The sequence below is a fragment of the Pseudomonas sp. G34 genome (assembly GCF_031119625.1).
Taxonomy (GTDB): domain Bacteria; phylum Pseudomonadota; class Gammaproteobacteria; order Pseudomonadales; family Pseudomonadaceae; genus Aquipseudomonas.
Map to the genome: position 1 here is coordinate 155034 of NZ_JAVHZV010000017.1, position 17136 is coordinate 172169.

Consider the following 17136-nt stretch of genomic DNA (forward strand, 5'->3'; position numbering starts at 1 on the left):
CGCATGTCCTTCGAACTGCTCGCCACCGACGGCAAGGCCCGCCGCGGCCGCCTGACGTTCCCCCGTGGCGTGGTGGAAACCCCGGCATTCATGCCGGTGGGCACCTATGGCACGGTCAAGGGCATGTTGCCGCGCGATATCGAGGCCATCGGTGCGCAGATCATTCTCGGCAACACCTTCCACCTGTGGCTGCGCCCGGGTACCGAGGTCATCAAGCGGCATGGCGACCTGCACGACTTCATGCAGTGGCAGGGGCCGATCCTCACCGATTCGGGCGGCTTCCAGGTGTTCAGCCTGGGAGCGATGCGCAAGATCAAGGAGGAGGGCGTGACCTTCGCCTCGCCGGTCGACGGCTCCAAGGTGTTCATGGGGCCGGAAGAGTCCATGCAGGTGCAGCGTGACCTGGGCTCGGACATCGTGATGATCTTCGACGAGTGCACCCCGTACCCCGCCGAGTTCGATGTGGCCAAGACCTCCATGGAGCTGTCGCTGCGCTGGGCCAAGCGCTCCAAGATCGCCCATGGCGACAGCAGCGCGGCGCTGTTCGGCATCGTCCAGGGCGGCATGCACGAGGCACTGCGCATGCGCTCGCTGGAAGGCCTGAGCGAGCTGGAGTTCGACGGCCTGGCCATCGGCGGCCTGTCGGTGGGCGAGCCCAAGGAAGAGATGATCAAGGTGCTCGACTACCTGCCCGGGCAGATGCCGAGCGACAAGCCGCGTTACCTGATGGGCGTCGGCAAACCCGAAGACCTGGTCGAGGGCGTGCGCCGTGGCGTGGACATGTTCGACTGCGTGATGCCGACCCGCAACGCGCGCAACGGCCACCTGTTCGTCGACACCGGGGTGTTGAAAATCCGCAACGCGTTCCACCGTCACGATGACTCGCCGCTGGATCCGACCTGCGACTGTTACACCTGCAAACACTTCTCGCGCGCCTATCTGCACCATTTGGATAAGTGCGGCGAAATGCTCGGCAGCATGTTGAATACAATCCACAACTTGCGCCATTACCAGCGCCTCATGGCTGGTTTGCGCGAGGCAATTCAACAGGGTACATTGGCCGCCTTTGTCGATGCCTTCTACGCCCGGCGCGGCCTGCCAACGCCGCCGCTGGATTGATTTTTCGATGGCTAAAAGATCTTTCAACAGGAGTGTCAAATGAGCTTTTTTATTCCCGCTGCCTACGCTGATGCCGCTGGCCCTGCTGCCGGCCCGGCCGGTACCGGTTTCGAGTGGATCTTCCTGATCGGCTTCCTGGTCATCTTCTACCTGATGATCTGGCGCCCCCAGGCCAAGCGCGCCAAGGAGCACAAGAGCCTGCTCGGCAATCTGCAGAAGGGTGACGAAGTGGTGACCAGCGGTGGCATCGCCGGCAAGGTTGCCAAGGTCAGCGACGACTTCGTGGTCATCGAAGTGTCCGACACCGTCGAACTGAAGATCCAGAAAGCAGCCGTTGCGGCAACCCTGCCCAAGGGCACGCTGAAAGCCATCTGATCACGGTTGAGAAGCTACCTGTGTTGCCATCGCTGCGTTAGATACAGGCTCGGAATGCTCATTTACGCCAGTAAAGTCCGCTTCCTCGCCTGCCTCTGTGGGGCCGCCAGCGGCCCTGCGCTGGCTGCCTCGCCTAGCTTCTTCAATGGTCTGTTAAGTCTCTGTTCCAGTTTTATCCATCCCGCGGGGCGCATATTGCGCCCCGCGTCATAAGCGGGCGGCGTCATTCATGCTCAACAAATACCCTTTGTGGAAATACCTGCTGATCGCAGTTGTGCTGATCGTCAGTCTGATTTATTCCGCACCCAATCTTTACCCCGATGATCCGGCGATCCAGATCAGCGGGGCCAGTTCGGCGCAGACCATCGCGCAAGCCGATCTCGACCGTATCAGCAAGGCGCTGACCGAGGCGGGCATCGAGGTCAAGGCGTCGAACGTCGGCGAGAACGGCCGCAGTGGCCTGATCCGCCTGCTCAGCCAGGGCGACCAGCTGCCGGCCAAGGACGTTGTGCGCAAGACCCTGGGCGACAACTACGTGGTGGCCCTGAACCTGGCCCAGACCACGCCCGACTGGCTGCGCAGCCTCGGTGCGAGCCCGATGAAGCTCGGCCTCGACCTTTCCGGCGGCGTGCACTTCCTGCTCGAAGTCGACATGGACAAGGCCCTCGAGGTTCGTCGCCAGGTCTATGAGGGCGAACTCAAGAGCCTGCTGCGCAAGGAGCGTGTGCGTTACCGCAGCATGCCGCAGCAAGGTGGCGCGATCCAGCTGGGCTTCGCCGATGGCGACACCCTGGCCAAGGCCGAAGAGCTGATCCGCAAGGACTACAAGGATTTCAATCTCGAAACCCAGGAGCGTGGTGGCCAGCAGGTGCTGCGCGTCACCCTGACGCCGGCCAAGATCGCGGAAATTCGCGAGTATTCGATTCGCCAGAACCTGACCACCGTGCGTAACCGGGTCAATGAGCTGGGCGTCGCCGAGCCGCTGGTGCAGCGCCAGGGTGCCAACCGCATCGTGGTCGAGTTGCCGGGCGTGCAGGACACGGCCGAAGCCAAGCGTATCCTCGGCAAGACCGCCAACCTCGAGTTCCGTCTGGCCGCCGACCCGAATGCGCCGCGCGGCACCACCGAGCAGTTCGGCTTCCGCGAGGAAGGTCGCCCGCCGGTAGAGCTCGAGCGTGAGCTGATCATCACCGGTGATCAGGTGACCGATGCCCAGGCCAGTTTCGACGAGAACGGCCGTCCGCAGGTGAACATCCGCCTGGATGGCCATGGCGGCGACCTGATGAACCGCGCCACCCGCAGCAATGTCGGGCGCAGCATGGCGGTGATCTTCATCGAGCAGCGTCCGCAGACCCGCTACGTGAAGCAGATGGTCGACGGCGTCGAGCAGGAAGTGCAGGTCGACTCCTTCCGGGAAGAGAAGCAGATCATCAGCCTGGCGACCATCCAGTCGCCGCTGGGCAGCCAGTTCCGCATCACCGGCCTGAACGGCCAGGGTGAGTCCTCGGAGCTGGCGCTGCTGCTGCGCGCCGGTGGCCTGGCGGCGCCGATGTACTTCGCCGAAGAGCGCACCATCGGCCCGAGCCTGGGTGCCGAGAACATCGTCAAGGGCATCGAGTCCACCGAGTGGGCGATGATCTTCGTGTCGCTGTTCATCATTGCCATTTACCGCTTCTTCGGCGTCCTGGCCACCATCGCCCTGGCGTTCAATCTGACCCTGCTGGTCGGGCTGATGTCGGTGATCGGCGCGACGCTCACCTTGCCAGGCATCGCCGGTATCGTGCTGACGCTGGGTATGGCGGTCGACGCCAACGTGCTGATCTTCTCGCGGATTCGCGAAGAGCTGGCCAGGGGGCTGTCGGTTCAGCGGGCGATCCATGAAGGTTTCGATCGCGCCTATTCGGCAATTCTCGACAGTAACCTGACCACCTTGCTGGTCGGTGCAATCCTCTTCGCACTGGGCACCGGTCCGGTGAAGGGCTTTGCGGTAACGCTGTCGCTGGGCATCATCACCTCGATGTTCACGGCGATCATGTTCACCCGCGGCATGGTCAACCTGATCTTCGGTGGCCGTAACTTCAAGAAATTGTGGATCTAAGGTGAAATCATGAAGTTACCTTCACGCATTCCGTTCATGGCGATACGCAACATCGCGTTCGCCGTCACCGTGGTTATCAGCCTTATCGGCCTGGGTAGCCTGTTCAAGCATGGCCTCAATTTCGGCCTGGATTTCACCGGTGGCACCCTGATCGAGCTGACCTACGAGCAGCCCGCCGATCTGGAGCTGATCAAGCGTGAGCTCGGTCAGGCCGGTTACAACGACGCCGTGGTGCAGAGCTTCGGCTCCACCACCGACGTGCTGGTGCGTCTGGCCGGCGACTCGCCCGACCTGGGCAACGAAGTGGCCACTGCGCTGCGCAAGATCGACGACACCTCGTTCGAGGTCAAGCGTGTCGAGTTCGTCGGCCCGCAGGTGGGTGAGGAGCTGCGTGACCAGGGCGGCCTGGCCATGCTGCTGGCACTGGGCGGCATCCTGCTGTACCTGGCCTTTCGCTTTCAGTGGAAGTTCGGGGTCGGCGCGGTTGGCTCCCTGGCCCACGACATCATCGTCACGCTCGGCATCCTGGCCTTCTTCAAGGTGCCCTTCGACCTGACCGTGCTGGCAGCGGTGCTGGCGATGGTGGGCTACTCGCTGAACGACACCATCATCATCTACGACCGCATTCGCGAAAACTTCCGGATGATGCGCAAGGCCGACATCATCGAGAACATCGATGTCTCGGTGACCCAGACCCTGCTGCGTACCATCGCCACCTCGCTGTCGACTGCCCTGGCGCTGGTCGCGCTGCTGGTATTCGGTGGCGACAGCCTGGGCGGCTTCGCGCTGACCCTGTTGATCGGCGTGGTAGTGGGTACCTACTCCTCGGTGTACATCAGTGCGCCGGTGCTGATCTGGCTGAAGCTGACCTCCGAGGATCTGATTCCTCCGGCGGCTGATGCCGAGGGTGTCGACGACCGCCCCTAAAGCGTGACTCGGTCATCATCTGCACTGCACTAAAGGCGGGCGGCAAGGGAACTTGTCGCCCGTTTTGCCTTTCCAAGGCTGGGAGTAGGGCGCATATAGGCGCCGCAGTTGTGATCAGGAGAATCGCATGAACAAGTCATTGTTGGTTGGTGCTGTGCTGGGTGCTGTCGGTGTCACTGCCGGTGGTGCCGTCGCGACCTACAGTATGGTGAGCGGGCCTAAGTACGCCGAGGTTCTGGCGGTCAAGCCGGTAACCGAAACCATCAAGACCCCGCGCGAAGAATGCCGGGATGTGGCCGTGACGCGTCAGCGTCCGGTGCAGGACCAGCACCAGATCGCCGGTACGGCGATCGGCGCCGTGGTCGGTGGCCTGCTGGGTAACCAGGTGGGCGGCGGTAACGGCAAGAAGATTGCCACCGTTGCCGGTGCGGTCGGTGGCGGTTACGCCGGCAACAAGGTGCAGGAAGGCATGCAGACGCGTGATACCTACACCACCACCGAAACCCGCTGCAAGACCGTCCACGACACCAGCGAGAAGATCGTTGGCTATGACGTGAAATACGATCTGGATGGCAAGGTCGGTCGCGTGCGCATGGACGAAGAGCCGGGCAGCAAGCTTCCGGTTCGTGACGGCAAGGTGGTAGTTGCCAGCTCCGAAGCTGACGAGTAATCGTCTGGCGGATGTAAAAAGGCGCTCCCCGGAGCGCCTTTTTCATGGGCAATAAAAAACCGGCCCTGGGCCGGTTTTTTTATGAGTCAGTTTTAAAGTCTAGCGAGCTAGAGCAATGCAAGGCAAAAGCAGGCGAGGAAGCGGAGTGTACTTTTGTACATGAGCATTCCGAGCCTGCTTTTAACGCCGCAGTGCCGACGCGCAGCAGACTTTCGCTGATTCTTAGCGCTTGAGCGAAGCCGACAGGTGCGGCTGAATCGCGGTCAGTACCGCCTTGAAGCACTTGGTGTTGCCGGCAACGATCTGGCCTTTCTCGAGGAATTCATGGCCGCCGCTGAAGTCGCTGACCAGGCCGCCCGCTTCCTGGATCAGCAGGGCGCCGGCTGCCATGTCCCACTCGGACAGGCCGAATTCCCAGAACGCATCGAAGCGGCCCGCTGCCACGTAGGCCAGGTCCAGGCTGGCAGCGCCAGCGCGGCGCACGCCGGCGGTCTGGCCGACCAGGCTGCGGAACATGCCCAGGTAGTTCTCGAGGTTGTCGAGCTGGTCGTTGCGGAACGGAAAGCCGGTGCCGAGCAGGGCGCCGTCCAGGCTCTTGCGGTTGCTGACGCGCAGGCGGCGACCGTTCAGGGCGGCGCCACGGCCGCGGCTGGCGGTGAATTCTTCCTGGCGAACCGGATCGATGATCACCGCGTGCTCCAGGCGGCCGCGGTATTTGCAGGCCAGGCTGACGGCGAAATGCGGAACGCCGCGCACGAAGTTGGTGGTGCCGTCGAGCGGGTCGATGATCCACTGGTAGTCGGCGCCTTCACCGCTGCCTTCGAGCAGGCCGCCTTCCTCGCCGAGGAAGCTGTGGGTCGGGTACGCCTTGCGCAGGGCTTGGACGATCATCAGCTCGGCCGAGCGGTCGATCTCGGTCACGTAGTCCTTGGCATCCTTTTCATCCACCGAGATGACATCCAGGCGTTCGATGGAGCGGAAGATCATTTCACCGGCGCTGCGGGCGGCGCGCAGGGCGATATTCAGCATGGGCTGCATGGAGGTTCACCTGGGGTCGTAATAAAGCCGGCCATTCTAGCAGAAAAGATTCGGGCGGTAAGTGCCGGCCGTTGCCTGCGTGGCACAAAGAAGGGGGCTTCTGTAAGATTTGTCACCTCATTTATCCGACGCGGGCCTCTACCTTGCTGCAGAACATTCGAGTGGTACTGGTCAATACCAGTCATCCCGGCAATATCGGCGGGGTGGCCAGGGCCATGAAAAACATGGGGCTGTCGCGCCTGGTGCTGGTCGAGCCGCGGCAGTTTCCCAGTGACGAAGCGGTGGCCCGGGCCTCCGGCGCTAGCGATATCCTCGATTGCGCCCAGGTGGTGTCCTGCCTCGAAGAGGCGCTGGTCGGCTGCAGCCTGGCCTTTGGCACCAGTGCTCGCGAGCGGCGCATTCCCTGGCCGTTGATCGATCCGCGCGAGTGTGGCGTGGCGGCGGTGCAGAAGGCCGTCGAAGGCGGCGAGGTGGCGCTGGTGTTCGGGCGTGAGCACGCCGGCCTGACCAACGAAGAGCTGCAGCGCTGTCATTTTCACGTGCATATTCCCTCCGATCCGGCATTCAGCTCGCTGAACCTGGCGGCTGCCGTGCAGGTGCTGACCTACGAAGTGCGTATGGCGGCCTTGGCGCGCGAGGTTGTGCCGGCGCCGGTGCGTGAGGAAGGGCTCGCCGATGAGGGTGATCAGCCGGTGACGGCGGACGAAATGGAGTCCTTTTACGGGCATCTGGAAAAGTCGTTGGTGGAAATCGGCTTTCTCGATCCCGCCAGCCCGCGGCATCTGATGAGTCGCCTGCGTCGCCTGTACGGGCGCAGCGAGGTGACCCGGCTGGAAATGAATATCTTGCGCGGCATCTTGACCGAAACCCTCAAGGCGGCGCGCGGTGAGCACCACAAACGGGGAAAGACTGATGTTTGAGCGCATGCGGGAAGATATCCAGGGTGTTTTTCATCGTGATCCGGCGGCGCGCAATGCCTTCGAGGTGGTCACCTGCTACCCCGGGCTGCATGCAGTCTGGCTGCATCGTGCGGCGCACGCGCTGTGGGGCTCCGGTTGGAAGTGGCTGGCACGGGGCGTGTCGAACTTCAGCCGCTGGCTGACCGGTATCGAGATCCACCCGGGGGCGGTCATTGGCCGGCGCTTTTTCATCGATCACGGCATGGGTATCGTCATCGGCGAAACCGCCGAAATCGGCGATGACGTGACGCTTTACCAGGGCGTGACCCTGGGTGGTACCAGCTGGAACAAGGGCAAGCGCCACCCGACGCTGGAAGATGGCGTGGTGGTGGGTGCCGGCGCCAAGGTGCTCGGTCCGTTCACGGTGGGTGCCGGTGCCAAGATCGGCTCCAATGCGGTGGTCACCAAGGCGGTGCCAGCCGGTGCGACCGCGGTGGGTATTCCCGCCAAGATCATCGTCAAGGGTGGTGACGGGATCGAGGCGCAACGCCAGGCCATGGCCGACAAGCTCGGTTTCGATGCCTACGGCGTCAGCCAGGACATGCCCGACCCCGTGGCCCGTGCGATCGGCCAGTTGCTCGATCACCTGCATGCGGTCGACAGCCGCCTGGAGGGCATCTGCGGTGCACTGGGGGAGCTGGGCAGTGACTACTGCGCCAAGGATATGCCGCAACTGCGTGACGAGGATTTCGCCGGCGTCTGCAAGGAGTCGGGCGACAAGCCGGCGGTGTGATGCGGGGTGGGGCGGGCTTTGCTATGATCCGCCGCCGCTTGGCGTGGGGAGGGGTGTCTAAAGTCCGAGTATTTTAGTTGGTCTTATAGTTGACTCAAATACTCGGATAAGAGGATAATCGCCTCACATTGTGAATCCTTGGTAACCCTTCATGCGACTGACTACCAAAGGCCGATACGCCGTGACCGCCATGCTCGATCTGGCGCTGCATGCCCAGAATGGGCCGGTATCCCTCGCCGATATCTCCGAGCGTCAGGGTATTTCCCTTTCCTATCTCGAGCAGCTGTTCGCCAAGCTTCGTCGTGGCAGCCTGGTGTCCAGCGTGCGCGGCCCGGGTGGTGGTTATCAGCTGTCGCGCAACATGCAGGGCATCCAGGTCGCCGAGGTGATCGACGCGGTCAACGAATCCGTCGATGCCACGCGTTGCCAGGGGCAGGGCGGTTGCCATTCCGGCGATATCTGCCTGACCCACCACCTGTGGTGCGACCTGAGCCAGCAGATTCACGAGTTTCTCAGCGGCATCAGCCTGGCCGACCTGGTCACGCGCCGTGAAGTGCAGGAAGTCGCCCAGCGTCAGGATCAACGTCGCTGCGCCAGCAACGGCAGGGCGCACCTTCTGGATAAGATTGAAGCGTCCACCGTCGATTGAGCACGCAAGGCGCCGGCCTGATACCTGATTAGGAGATACCGAAAAAATGAAATTGCCAATCTACCTGGATTACTCCGCGACAACGCCGGTCGACCCGCGCGTTGCGCAGAAAATGATCGAATGCCTGACCAACGAAGGCAACTTCGGCAACCCGGCTTCGCGTTCCCACGTGTTCGGCTGGAAGGCCGAGGAAGCGGTCGAAAACGCCCGTCGCCAGGTTGCCGAGCTGGTCAACGCCGACCCGCGCGAAATCGTCTGGACCTCCGGGGCTACCGAGTCCGACAACCTTGCCATCAAGGGCGTCGCCACCTTCTACGCCAGCAAGGGCAAGCACCTGATCACCTCGAAGATCGAGCACAAGGCGGTGCTCGACACCATGCGTCAGCTCGAGCGTGAGGGCTTCGAAGTCACCTACATCGAGCCTGGCGAAGATGGCCTGATCACCCCGGCCATGGTCGAGGCGGCGCTGCGTGAGGACACCACGCTGGTGTCGATCATGCACGTCAACAACGAGATCGGTACCGTCAACGACATCGCCGCGATCGGCGAACTGTTGCGTGCTCGTGGCGTGTTCTTCCACGTCGACGCGGCCCAGTCGACCGGCAAGGTCGAGATCGACCTGCAAAAGCTCAAGGTCGACCTGATGGCCTTCTCGGCGCACAAGACCTACGGCCCGAAAGGCGTTGGTGCCCTGTACGTTCGCCGCAAGCCGCGTATTCGCCTGGAAGCCCAGACCCACGGTGGTGGTCACGAACGGGGCATGCGCTCCGGCACCCTGGCGACCCACCAGTGCGTCGGCATGGGTGAAGCCTTCCGTATCGCCAAGGAAGAAATGGCCGCCGAAAACGCCAAGGTACTGGCGCTGCGCGACCGCTTCTTCAAACAGGTCGACGGCCTGGAAGAGCTGTACATCAACGGCAGCATGACGGCCCGCGTTCCGCACAACCTGAACCTGAGCTTCAACTACGTTGAAGGCGAGTCGCTGATCATGGCCCTCAAGGACCTGGCGGTGTCGTCCGGTTCGGCCTGTACCTCGGCGTCCCTGGAGCCTTCCTACGTGCTGCGTGCCCTGGGCCGCAACGACGAACTGGCACACAGCTCGATTCGCTTCACCTTCGGCCGCTTCACCACCGAAGAAGAAGTCGACTACGCCGCGCAGAAGGTCTGCGAGGCCGTTACCAAGCTGCGCGAATTGTCGCCGCTCTGGGATATGTTCAAAGAAGGTGTCGACATTTCCAAGGTGGAATGGGCAGCACACTAAAAGCTGCCGGTGAGCGGCCCCTGATGAGAGAGGATTGATAACATGGCTTACAGTGAAAAGGTCATCGACCACTACGAGAACCCGCGCAACGTCGGCAAGATGAACGCGGAAGACCCGGACGTCGGCACCGGCATGGTCGGTGCGCCGGCCTGCGGCGACGTGATGCGCCTGCAGATCAAGGTCAACGAGCAGGGCGTCATCGAAGATGCCAAGTTCAAGACCTACGGCTGCGGTTCCGCCATTGCCTCCAGCTCCCTGGCCACCGAGTGGATGAAGGGCAAGACGCTGGATGAGGCGGAAACCATCAAGAACACCCAGCTCGCCGAAGAACTGGCGTTGCCGCCGGTGAAGATCCACTGCTCGGTCCTCGCCGAGGACGCCATCAAGGCGGCCGTGCGCGACTACAAGCAGAAGAAAGGTTTGCTCTAAGGAGGTTTGTCGATGGCTATCAGCATGACTCAGGCTGCCGCTCAGCATATCCAGCGTTCCCTTGATGGGCGCGGAAAGGGTGAGGGCATCCGCCTGGGCGTCCGCACCACCGGCTGCTCCGGTCTGGCCTACGTGTTGGAGTTCGTCGACGAAACCGCCAGCGAAGACCAGGTGTTCGAGAGCCATGGCGTCAAGGTGATCATCGATCCCAAGAGCCTGGTCTACCTTGACGGCACCGAGCTCGATTTCGTGCGCGAGGGGTTGAACGAAGGCTTCAAGTTCAACAACCCGAACGTGCGCGGCGAGTGCGGCTGCGGCGAAAGCTTCAACATCTGATGAAGCATTCAGGCCCTTGTCACTTCGCCCTGTTCGAGTTGCAGCCGAGTTTTCGTCTGGATCTCGAACAGTTGGCCGTCCGTTATCGCGAACTGGCGCGCAGCGTGCACCCGGATCGTTTCGCCGATGCCTCCGAGCGTGAACAGCGCGTGGCACTCGAGCGTTCGGCAAGCCTCAACGAGGCTTACCGCACGCTGAAGAGCGATTCGCAGCGCGCGCGTTACCTGCTGGCGATGCGTGGCCCCGAGTTGCCACTGGAAGTCACCGTGCAGGATCCTGACTTCCTGATGCAGCAGATGCAGTGGCGCGAAGAGCTCGAAGACCTGCAGGACGACGCCGATCTGGCGGGTGTGGCGGCCTTCAAGGGGCGCCTGAAAGTGGCCCAGCAGGCGCTGAACGAACGCTTCGCCGAAGCTTGGGAGGACGATGCGCGCCGAGAAGAGGCCGAACGCCTGATGCGCCGCATGCAGTTTCTCGACAAGCTTTCCCACGAGGTGCGCCAGCTCGAAGAGCGCCTCGACGATTAATGCTCGTACGGCTGCCGTGGCCGTGCCTGATACTCAAATAAGCACTGACTACCTATGGCTTTATTGCAGATTGCTGAGCCCGGCCAGAGCCCTCAACCGCACCAGCGTCGTCTGGCGGTCGGGATCGACCTGGGCACCACCAATTCCCTGGTCGCTGCCGTGCGCAGCGGCGTCAGCGAGCCGCTGCCGGACGGCAACGGGCGCCTGATCCTGCCTTCGGCCGTGCGCTACCATGCCGATCGCGTCGAAGTCGGCGAGGCCGCCCGTCTCCAGGCCGCCAGTGATCCCTTCAACAGCATCCTGTCGGTCAAGCGCCTGATGGGCCGTGGCCTCGCCGATGTGAAGCAATTGGGTGAGCAACTGCCTTACCGCTTCGTGGCGGGCGAGTCGCACATGCCGTTCATCGATACCGTGCAGGGCCTGAAAAGCCCCGTGGAGGTGTCCGCCGATATCCTCAAGGTATTGCGCCAGCGCGCCGAAGCGACCCTGGGTGGCGAACTGGTCGGTGCGGTCATCACCGTGCCGGCTTATTTCGACGACTCCCAGCGCCAGGCCACCAAGGACGCCGCGCGCCTGGCCGGCCTGAACGTGCTGCGCCTGCTCAACGAGCCGACTGCCGCTGCAGTGGCCTATGGTCTCGACCAGAAGGCCGAAGGCGTGGTGGCGATCTATGACCTGGGCGGCGGTACCTTCGATATTTCCATCCTGCGCCTGACCGGTGGCGTGTTCGAAGTGCTGGCCACTGGTGGCGACAGCGCCCTGGGTGGCGACGACTTCGACCATGCCATCGCCGGCTGGATCGTCGAGCAGGCGGGTCTGTCTGCCGATATCGAGCCCGGCGCCCAGCGCAGCCTGTTGCAGACGGCCTGTTCCGCCAAGGAAGCGCTGACCGCTGCTGACAGCGTCGAAGTCGTGCATGAGCAGTGGCAGGGTGTGTTGTCCCGTGCCGAGTTCCAGGCGCTGATCGAACCCATGGTGGCGCGCAGCCTGAAAGCCTGCCGCCGCGCGGTGCGCGACGCCGGTATCGAGGTCGAGGACGTTGGTGCAGTGGTCATGGTCGGTGGTTCGACCCGGGTGCCGCGCGTGCGCGAGGCGGTCGGCGAGCTGTTCGGTCGCCAGCCATTGACCGATATCGACCCGGATCAGGTGGTCGCCATCGGTGCGGCGATCCAGGCCGATGCCCTGGCCGGCAACCGCCGCGCCGACGGCGAAGAATTGCTCTTGCTGGACGTCATCCCGCTGTCCCTGGGGCTGGAAACCATGGGCGGGTTGATGGAAAAGGTGATTCCGCGCAACACCACCATTCCGGTGGCGCGCGCCCAGGAATTCACCACCTATAAAGATGGCCAGAGCGCCATGATGATTCACGTGCTGCAGGGCGAGCGCGAGCTGATCAGCGACTGTCGCTCCCTGGCGCGCTTCGAGCTGCGCGGCATCCCGCCGATGGTGGCCGGTGCCGCGAAGATCCGCGTGACCTTCCAGGTGGATGCTGACGGCCTGCTCAGCGTCAGTGCCCGCGAGCTCGCCTCGGGCGTCGAAGCCAGTATCCAGGTCAAGCCCTCCTATGGCCTCACCGACGGCGAGGTGGCGCGCATGCTGCAGGACTCCTTCCAGCATGCCGGTGGCGACAAGGCAGCGCGCGTGTTGCGCGAGCAGCAGGTCGATGCCCAGCGCCTGCTCGAGGCGGTCGACGGTGCGCTGCAGGTCGATGGCGACCGTTTGCTGGACGCCGAAGAGCGCATGGTCATCGAGCTGCAGATGCAGGAATTACGTGATTTGTTGACCGGCACCGATGGCCTGGCCATCGAGCAGCAGACCAAGCGTCTGTCGCAGGTGACCGATGCCTTTGCCGCCCGGCGCATGGATTCGACGGTTAAAGCCGCGCTGGCCGGGCGCAGCCTGAATGAGATCGAGGAATAACCGATGCCCGTGGTAACTTTTCTGCCCCACGAGAAATTCTGCCCTGAAGGGCTAGTGGTCGAGGCACCCTCCGGTACCTCGATTCTGGAGCTGGCCCACGAGCACCGTATCGAGATGGAAAGCGCCTGTGGCGGCGTGTGTGCCTGTACCACCTGCCATTGCATCGTGCGCAAGGGTTTCGATTCGCTGAACGAGGCGGACGAGCTCGAAGAGGATTACCTGGACAAGGCCTGGGGGCTGGAAGCGCAATCGCGCCTGGCCTGTCAGGCCATAGTCGGCGAGCAGGACCTCACCGTCGAGATACCCAAGTATTCGCTCAATCACGCTGCCGAAGCGCCGCACTGATCAGGAAACCACGACATGAGCCTGAAATGGGTTGATGTGCTCGAAATCGCCATCCAGCTCGCCGACAGCAAGCCGGATGTCGACCCCCGTTATGTCAACTTCGTCCAGCTGCATCGCTGGGTGGTCGAGCTGCCGGAATTTTCCGACGACCCGCAGCGCGGCGGCGAAAAGGTTCTCGAAGCCATTCAGGCGGCCTGGATCGAAGAAGCCCAGTGATCCTGGGGCCGGTTCATGGCCGGTCTTTTATGCCGAGCAGGTGCCACCTTGGGGCATCGCTCTTATGCTTTTGACTGGAACCCGCGTATAATTCGCGGGTTTAATTTTTGGCTTTAATCCACCGTTTCTGGAGTTTCACATGGCTGTTCAACGTACCTTCTCCATCATCAAGCCGGATGCCGTTGCTAAAAACGTTATCGGCAAGATCACCACTCGCTTCGAAGAAGCCGGCCTGCGCGTCGTTGCTTCCAAGCAGCTGCAGCTGTCCGAGCGCGAAGCGGCCGGCTTCTACGCCGAGCACAGCGAGCGCGGCTTCTTCAAGGATCTGGTTGCTTTCATGACCTCCGGTCCGGTTATCGTTCAGGTGCTGGAAGGCGAAAACGCCATCGCCAAGAACCGTGAGCTGATGGGCGCTACCAACCCGAAAGAAGCGGCTGCCGGCACCATCCGTGCTGACTTCGCGGTTTCCATCGACGAGAACGCCGTTCACGGTTCCGACTCCGAAGCTTCCGCTGCTCGCGAAATCGCTTACTTCTTCTCCGCTACTGAGATCAACGCTCGCATTCGCTAAGGCGACGCGTGCGAAGGTGACGTTCATGACCGACACGAATGGCAAAATCAACCTGCTGGGCCTGACCCAGCCGGAAATGGAGCAGTTCTTCGAGAAGCTCGGAGAAAAGCGCTTTCGTGCCGGTCAGGTCATGAAGTGGATTCACCACTTCGGCGTCGATGATTTCGCCGCCATGACCAACGTCGGCAAGGCCTTGCGCGAGAAGCTCGAGGCCGCTGCCTACATTCGCGGGCCCGAAGTGGTCAGCGAAGACATTTCTTCCGATGGCACGCGCAAGTGGGTAGTGCGCGTGGCGTCGGGCAGCTGCGTGGAAACCGTGTACATCCCCCAAGGTGGGCGTGGCACCCTGTGCGTTTCCTCGCAAGCCGGCTGTGCCCTGGACTGCAGCTTCTGCTCCACGGGCAAGCAAGGTTTCAACAGCGACCTCACCGCGGCCGAGATCATCGGCCAGGTGTGGATCGCCTGCAAATCGTTCGGCAGCGTGCCGGCGACGATCGACCGCGCCGTCACCAACGTGGTGATGATGGGCATGGGCGAGCCGCTGCTGAACTTCGACAACGTCGTCGCCGCCATGAAGATCATGATGGACGACCTCGGCTACGGCATTTCCAAGCGCAAGGTCACGCTGTCGACCTCCGGCGTGGTGCCGATGATCGACAAGCTCGGTGAAGTGATCGACGTGTCCCTGGCGCTGTCACTGCACGCGCCGAACGACGAACTGCGTAGCCAACTGGTGCCGATCAACAAGAAGTACCCGCTGGAGATGCTGCTCGCGGCGTGCAAGCGTTACGTTTCCGGCCTCGGCGAGAAACGTGTGCTGACAATCGAGTACACCTTGCTCAAGGACGTCAACGATAAACTCGAGCACGCCGAGCAGATGGTTGCCCTGCTGGCGGACATCCCCTGCAAGATCAACCTGATTCCGTTCAACCCGTTCCCGCACTCCGGCTACGAGCGGCCGAGCAACAATGCCATTCGGCGTTTCCAGGAACTGTTGCAAAAAGCCGGACATAACGTCACGGTGCGCACCACTCGTGGTGAAGATATCGACGCTGCCTGTGGGCAATTGGTTGGTCAGGTCATGGATCGTACCCGTCGCAGTGAGCGCTATATCGCCGTACGCCAGCTCAATGGCGACTCGGATGCCCCGCGCTCCACCGCCAGCCGTAACTGAGAGGATCTCCATGACCGCGCTGCGTTCCCTGCTGTTTCTGCTGACTGCCAGCCTGCTCACCGCCTGTGTTTCCACCGGCGATGTCGACCCGATGAAAACGTCCGAGGGCCGCAAGAAGGCGTATGACTCGTTCGTGCAGTTGGGCATTGGCTATTTGCAGCAGGGCGAAACCGGCCCGGCCAAGGTGCCGCTGAAGAACGCACTGGACATCGACTCCTCGGCTCCCGATGCGCATGCCGTTCTGGCGCTGGTGTTCCAGCGCGAGATGGAGCCCAAGCTGGCCGATGAACATTTTCGCAAGTCGCTGTCCAAGAACCCCAGGGATGCACGGCTGCTGAACAACTACGGCGGTTTCCTGTTCGAGCAGAAGCGCTACAAGGAAGCCATGGAGCGCTACAGCCTGGCCGCCGAAGACAGCCTCTACCCCGAGCGCGCCCGGGTGTTCGAGAACATGGGCATGACCGCCATGATGCTCAACCAGCGCGAGCAGGCGAAAACCTATTTCGAGCGCTCGTTGCGCCTCAACAGCCGCCAGCCGCGTGCCTTGCTGGAGATGGCCAATCTCTCCTTCGAAGATCGCGAGTACGTGCCGGCGCGCAGCTATTACGAGAGTTTCAGCGCCATTTCCGAGCAGAACGCCCGCAGCTTGTTGCTGGGCGCGCGCCTGGCCACGATCTTCGAGGATCGTGACCGCGCTGCCAGCCTCGGCCTGCAGCTGAAACGTCTTTATCCCGGTACGCCGGAATATCAGCAATATCTGTCGGAGCAAAGATGAAAGCGGCCCAACCCGAAGTTGCAGCAGCTCATCGCGTCAATCCTGGAGAAGCCCTGCGTGCAGCGCGTGAGAGCCGAGGCTGGTCGGTGGCGGAAGTCGCCACCCAGCTCAACCTCACCCCGATGCGCCTGAGCCAGCTGGAGGCTGGCGAGTTCGAGAAACTGCCGGGCAACACCTTCTCCCGGGGTTACATCCGCGCCTACGCGAAATTGCTGGGGCTGGAGCAGGCGCCGCTGGTGGCCGATTTCGATCAGTTCACCGGCAGCAACGCCACCGGGGCCAGCGTGCACGCGCTGGGCCGGATCGAGGAGCCAACCCGTTATTCACAGAGCATCCTGCGCCTGGTCAGCTTCCTGCTGCTGCTCGGCGTGGGCGGTGCCTGCTTCTATTGGTGGCAGGAACAGGGCTGGCAGATCGATGACCTGAAGAGCGTCGGCCTGGGTCATGTCGAGGTCGAAGGCGCCGATGGCAGCACCCAAATTCATCCGCTTGACGAGCCGGAAGATCAGGCCGTCGCTGCGGCGCAGGGCCAGGGCACCGAGCTGCCGTTGCCAGGCGTACCGGCCGAGCAGGGAGAGGCCCCGAGCGAAACGCCGCCGGCCACCGCCACCGAACTGCTGGAACAGAACCCGCCAGCCGAGCAGGCCGCGCCAGCGCAGCAAGCACCCGCTGCCCCAACTGAGCCGGCTGCCCCTGCGGCGCCGGCGGCACCGAGCGCCCAGGCCCCGGCTGGCACGGCTGCCCAGCCGCAGGCTCCGGTTGCCGCTGGCGAAGGCCTGGTGAGTTTGAAATTCACTGCCGATTGCTGGGTTCAGGTGACCGACGCCAGCGGCAAGGTCATCGCCAGCGGGCTGAAGCGCGCCGGTGACAGTCTTGATGCCCGTGGGAAGGCCCCCATGGAGCTGCGCCTGGGCTTTGCCCGCGGCGCTCAGGTGACCTATAACGGTGCCGCGGTCGACGTGACGCCGCATATCTCCGGTGAAACCGCACGCTTGAAGTTGGGTGGGCAGTAAT

General features: G+C 62.7%; 20 protein-coding genes. 19 read left to right on the forward strand and 1 reads right to left on the reverse strand.

Annotated elements, in window-relative coordinates:
- Positions 1 to 3: 3 nt before the first annotated feature.
- From tgt to QYS36_RS12240, 5 genes are all read left to right on the forward strand, one after another.
- Positions 4 to 1119 carry a tRNA guanosine(34) transglycosylase Tgt gene (gene tgt / locus QYS36_RS12220; RefSeq protein ID WP_308839778.1) on the forward strand — a complete coding sequence of 372 codons (1116 nt, stop codon included), beginning with the start codon at positions 4 to 6 and terminating at the stop codon, positions 1117 to 1119.
- A gap of 39 nt (positions 1120 to 1158) precedes the next feature.
- Positions 1159 to 1494, forward strand: coding sequence for a preprotein translocase subunit YajC (yajC, locus tag QYS36_RS12225; protein WP_308839727.1), 336 nt, complete (start codon positions 1159 to 1161; stop codon positions 1492 to 1494).
- Positions 1495 to 1723: 229 nt separating this feature from the next.
- Positions 1724 to 3592, forward strand: coding sequence for a protein translocase subunit SecD (gene secD / locus QYS36_RS12230; protein WP_308839728.1), 1869 nt, complete (start codon positions 1724 to 1726; stop codon positions 3590 to 3592).
- A 9-nt stretch (positions 3593 to 3601) separates the two neighbouring features.
- Positions 3602 to 4519, forward strand: a complete 918-nt coding sequence (gene secF, locus QYS36_RS12235) for a protein translocase subunit SecF (protein ID WP_308839729.1) — start codon at positions 3602 to 3604, stop codon at positions 4517 to 4519.
- 127 nt (positions 4520 to 4646) lie between these two features.
- Positions 4647 to 5189: a glycine zipper 2TM domain-containing protein gene (locus QYS36_RS12240; protein ID WP_308839730.1), complete on the forward strand. Its 543-nt coding sequence runs from the start codon at positions 4647 to 4649 to the stop codon at positions 5187 to 5189.
- Between the two features lie 222 nt (positions 5190 to 5411).
- On the opposite strand, the gene suhB is transcribed toward QYS36_RS12240, so the two are convergent.
- On the reverse strand, positions 5412 to 6227 hold the full coding sequence (gene suhB, locus QYS36_RS12245; protein ID WP_013792395.1) for an inositol-phosphate phosphatase: 816 nt from the start codon (positions 6225 to 6227) through the stop codon (positions 5412 to 5414).
- A 143-nt stretch (positions 6228 to 6370) separates the two neighbouring features.
- On the opposite strand from suhB, the gene trmJ reads away from it, so the two are divergent.
- The 14 genes from trmJ to QYS36_RS12315 all read left to right on the forward strand — a co-directional run bounded on the left by trmJ (position 6371) and on the right by QYS36_RS12315 (position 17135).
- Positions 6371 to 7147: a tRNA (cytosine(32)/uridine(32)-2'-O)-methyltransferase TrmJ gene (trmJ, locus tag QYS36_RS12250; RefSeq protein ID WP_308839731.1), complete on the forward strand. Its 777-nt coding sequence runs from the start codon at positions 6371 to 6373 to the stop codon at positions 7145 to 7147.
- Positions 7140 to 7919, forward strand: coding sequence for a serine O-acetyltransferase (gene cysE, locus QYS36_RS12255; protein ID WP_308839732.1), 780 nt, complete (start codon positions 7140 to 7142; stop codon positions 7917 to 7919). The genes trmJ and cysE overlap by 8 nt, the downstream gene beginning before the upstream one ends.
- 151 nt (positions 7920 to 8070) lie before the next feature.
- Positions 8071 to 8568, forward strand: coding sequence for a Fe-S cluster assembly transcriptional regulator IscR (iscR, locus tag QYS36_RS12260; RefSeq protein ID WP_308839733.1), 498 nt, complete (start codon positions 8071 to 8073; stop codon positions 8566 to 8568).
- A gap of 46 nt (positions 8569 to 8614) precedes the next feature.
- Positions 8615 to 9829, forward strand: a complete 1215-nt coding sequence (locus tag QYS36_RS12265; RefSeq protein ID WP_308839734.1) for an IscS subfamily cysteine desulfurase — start codon at positions 8615 to 8617, stop codon at positions 9827 to 9829.
- A gap of 42 nt (positions 9830 to 9871) precedes the next feature.
- Positions 9872 to 10258 (forward strand): Fe-S cluster assembly scaffold IscU, encoded by a 387-nt coding sequence (gene iscU / locus QYS36_RS12270; protein ID WP_002552476.1) that lies wholly within the window; start codon positions 9872 to 9874, stop codon positions 10256 to 10258.
- A 12-nt stretch (positions 10259 to 10270) separates the two neighbouring features.
- On the forward strand, positions 10271 to 10594 hold the full coding sequence (gene iscA, locus QYS36_RS12275) for an iron-sulfur cluster assembly protein IscA (protein ID WP_308839735.1): 324 nt from the start codon (positions 10271 to 10273) through the stop codon (positions 10592 to 10594).
- Positions 10594 to 11121, forward strand: a complete 528-nt coding sequence (gene hscB / locus QYS36_RS12280; protein WP_308839736.1) for a co-chaperone HscB — start codon at positions 10594 to 10596, stop codon at positions 11119 to 11121. The genes iscA and hscB overlap by 1 nt, the downstream gene beginning before the upstream one ends.
- 54 nt (positions 11122 to 11175) lie before the next feature.
- On the forward strand, positions 11176 to 13041 hold the full coding sequence (gene hscA / locus QYS36_RS12285) for a Fe-S protein assembly chaperone HscA (protein WP_308839737.1): 1866 nt from the start codon (positions 11176 to 11178) through the stop codon (positions 13039 to 13041).
- A gap of 3 nt (positions 13042 to 13044) precedes the next feature.
- Positions 13045 to 13386 carry an ISC system 2Fe-2S type ferredoxin gene (gene fdx / locus QYS36_RS12290; RefSeq protein WP_308839738.1) on the forward strand — a complete coding sequence of 114 codons (342 nt, stop codon included), beginning with the start codon at positions 13045 to 13047 and terminating at the stop codon, positions 13384 to 13386.
- 15 nt (positions 13387 to 13401) lie between these two features.
- Positions 13402 to 13602, forward strand: a complete 201-nt coding sequence (gene iscX / locus QYS36_RS12295) for a Fe-S cluster assembly protein IscX (protein WP_013792386.1) — start codon at positions 13402 to 13404, stop codon at positions 13600 to 13602.
- A 139-nt stretch (positions 13603 to 13741) separates the two neighbouring features.
- On the forward strand, positions 13742 to 14173 hold the full coding sequence (gene ndk / locus QYS36_RS12300) for a nucleoside-diphosphate kinase (protein ID WP_111460553.1): 432 nt from the start codon (positions 13742 to 13744) through the stop codon (positions 14171 to 14173).
- 25 nt (positions 14174 to 14198) lie between these two features.
- A complete protein-coding gene (gene rlmN / locus QYS36_RS12305) occupies positions 14199 to 15347 on the forward strand; it encodes a 23S rRNA (adenine(2503)-C(2))-methyltransferase RlmN (RefSeq protein ID WP_308839739.1) in 1149 nt (382 codons plus the stop codon).
- A gap of 10 nt (positions 15348 to 15357) precedes the next feature.
- The gene (pilW, locus tag QYS36_RS12310; protein WP_308839740.1) at positions 15358 to 16122 is read left to right on the forward strand and encodes a type IV pilus biogenesis/stability protein PilW; all 765 of its coding nucleotides are present in this window, start codon (positions 15358 to 15360) and stop codon (positions 16120 to 16122) included.
- The gene (locus tag QYS36_RS12315; RefSeq protein WP_308839741.1) at positions 16119 to 17135 is read left to right on the forward strand and encodes a RodZ domain-containing protein; all 1017 of its coding nucleotides are present in this window, start codon (positions 16119 to 16121) and stop codon (positions 17133 to 17135) included. The genes pilW and QYS36_RS12315 overlap by 4 nt, the downstream gene beginning before the upstream one ends.
- The last annotated feature ends 1 nt before the right edge of the window (position 17136 follow it).

Excerpts from the sequence above, each read along its gene's own strand:
- iscA (WP_308839735.1), top strand. The coding sequence starts at position 10,271 with ATGGCTATCAGCATGACTCAGGCTGCCGCTCAGCATATCCAGCGTTCC.
- pilW (WP_308839740.1), top strand. The coding sequence starts at position 15,358 with ATGACCGCGCTGCGTTCCCTGCTGTTTCTGCTGACTGCCAGCCTGCTC.
- yajC (WP_308839727.1), top strand. The coding sequence starts at position 1,159 with ATGAGCTTTTTTATTCCCGCTGCCTACGCTGATGCCGCTGGCCCTGCT.
- iscU (WP_002552476.1), top strand. The coding sequence starts at position 9,872 with ATGGCTTACAGTGAAAAGGTCATCGACCACTACGAGAACCCGCGCAAC.
- QYS36_RS12315 (WP_308839741.1), top strand. The coding sequence starts at position 16,119 with ATGAAAGCGGCCCAACCCGAAGTTGCAGCAGCTCATCGCGTCAATCCT.
- rlmN (WP_308839739.1), top strand. The coding sequence starts at position 14,199 with ATGACCGACACGAATGGCAAAATCAACCTGCTGGGCCTGACCCAGCCG.
- iscR (WP_308839733.1), top strand. The coding sequence starts at position 8,071 with ATGCGACTGACTACCAAAGGCCGATACGCCGTGACCGCCATGCTCGAT.
- QYS36_RS12265 (WP_308839734.1), top strand. The coding sequence starts at position 8,615 with ATGAAATTGCCAATCTACCTGGATTACTCCGCGACAACGCCGGTCGAC.
- cysE (WP_308839732.1), top strand. The coding sequence starts at position 7,140 with ATGTTTGAGCGCATGCGGGAAGATATCCAGGGTGTTTTTCATCGTGAT.
- iscX (WP_013792386.1), top strand. The coding sequence starts at position 13,402 with ATGAGCCTGAAATGGGTTGATGTGCTCGAAATCGCCATCCAGCTCGCC.
- secD (WP_308839728.1), top strand. The coding sequence starts at position 1,724 with ATGCTCAACAAATACCCTTTGTGGAAATACCTGCTGATCGCAGTTGTG.
- ndk (WP_111460553.1), top strand. The coding sequence starts at position 13,742 with ATGGCTGTTCAACGTACCTTCTCCATCATCAAGCCGGATGCCGTTGCT.
- QYS36_RS12240 (WP_308839730.1), top strand. The coding sequence starts at position 4,647 with ATGAACAAGTCATTGTTGGTTGGTGCTGTGCTGGGTGCTGTCGGTGTC.
- fdx (WP_308839738.1), top strand. The coding sequence starts at position 13,045 with ATGCCCGTGGTAACTTTTCTGCCCCACGAGAAATTCTGCCCTGAAGGG.
- hscA (WP_308839737.1), top strand. The coding sequence starts at position 11,176 with ATGGCTTTATTGCAGATTGCTGAGCCCGGCCAGAGCCCTCAACCGCAC.
- tgt (WP_308839778.1), top strand. The coding sequence starts at position 4 with ATGTCCTTCGAACTGCTCGCCACCGACGGCAAGGCCCGCCGCGGCCGC.
- hscB (WP_308839736.1), top strand. The coding sequence starts at position 10,594 with ATGAAGCATTCAGGCCCTTGTCACTTCGCCCTGTTCGAGTTGCAGCCG.
- secF (WP_308839729.1), top strand. The coding sequence starts at position 3,602 with ATGAAGTTACCTTCACGCATTCCGTTCATGGCGATACGCAACATCGCG.
- suhB (WP_013792395.1), bottom strand. The coding sequence starts at position 6,227 with ATGCAGCCCATGCTGAATATCGCCCTGCGCGCCGCCCGCAGCGCCGGT.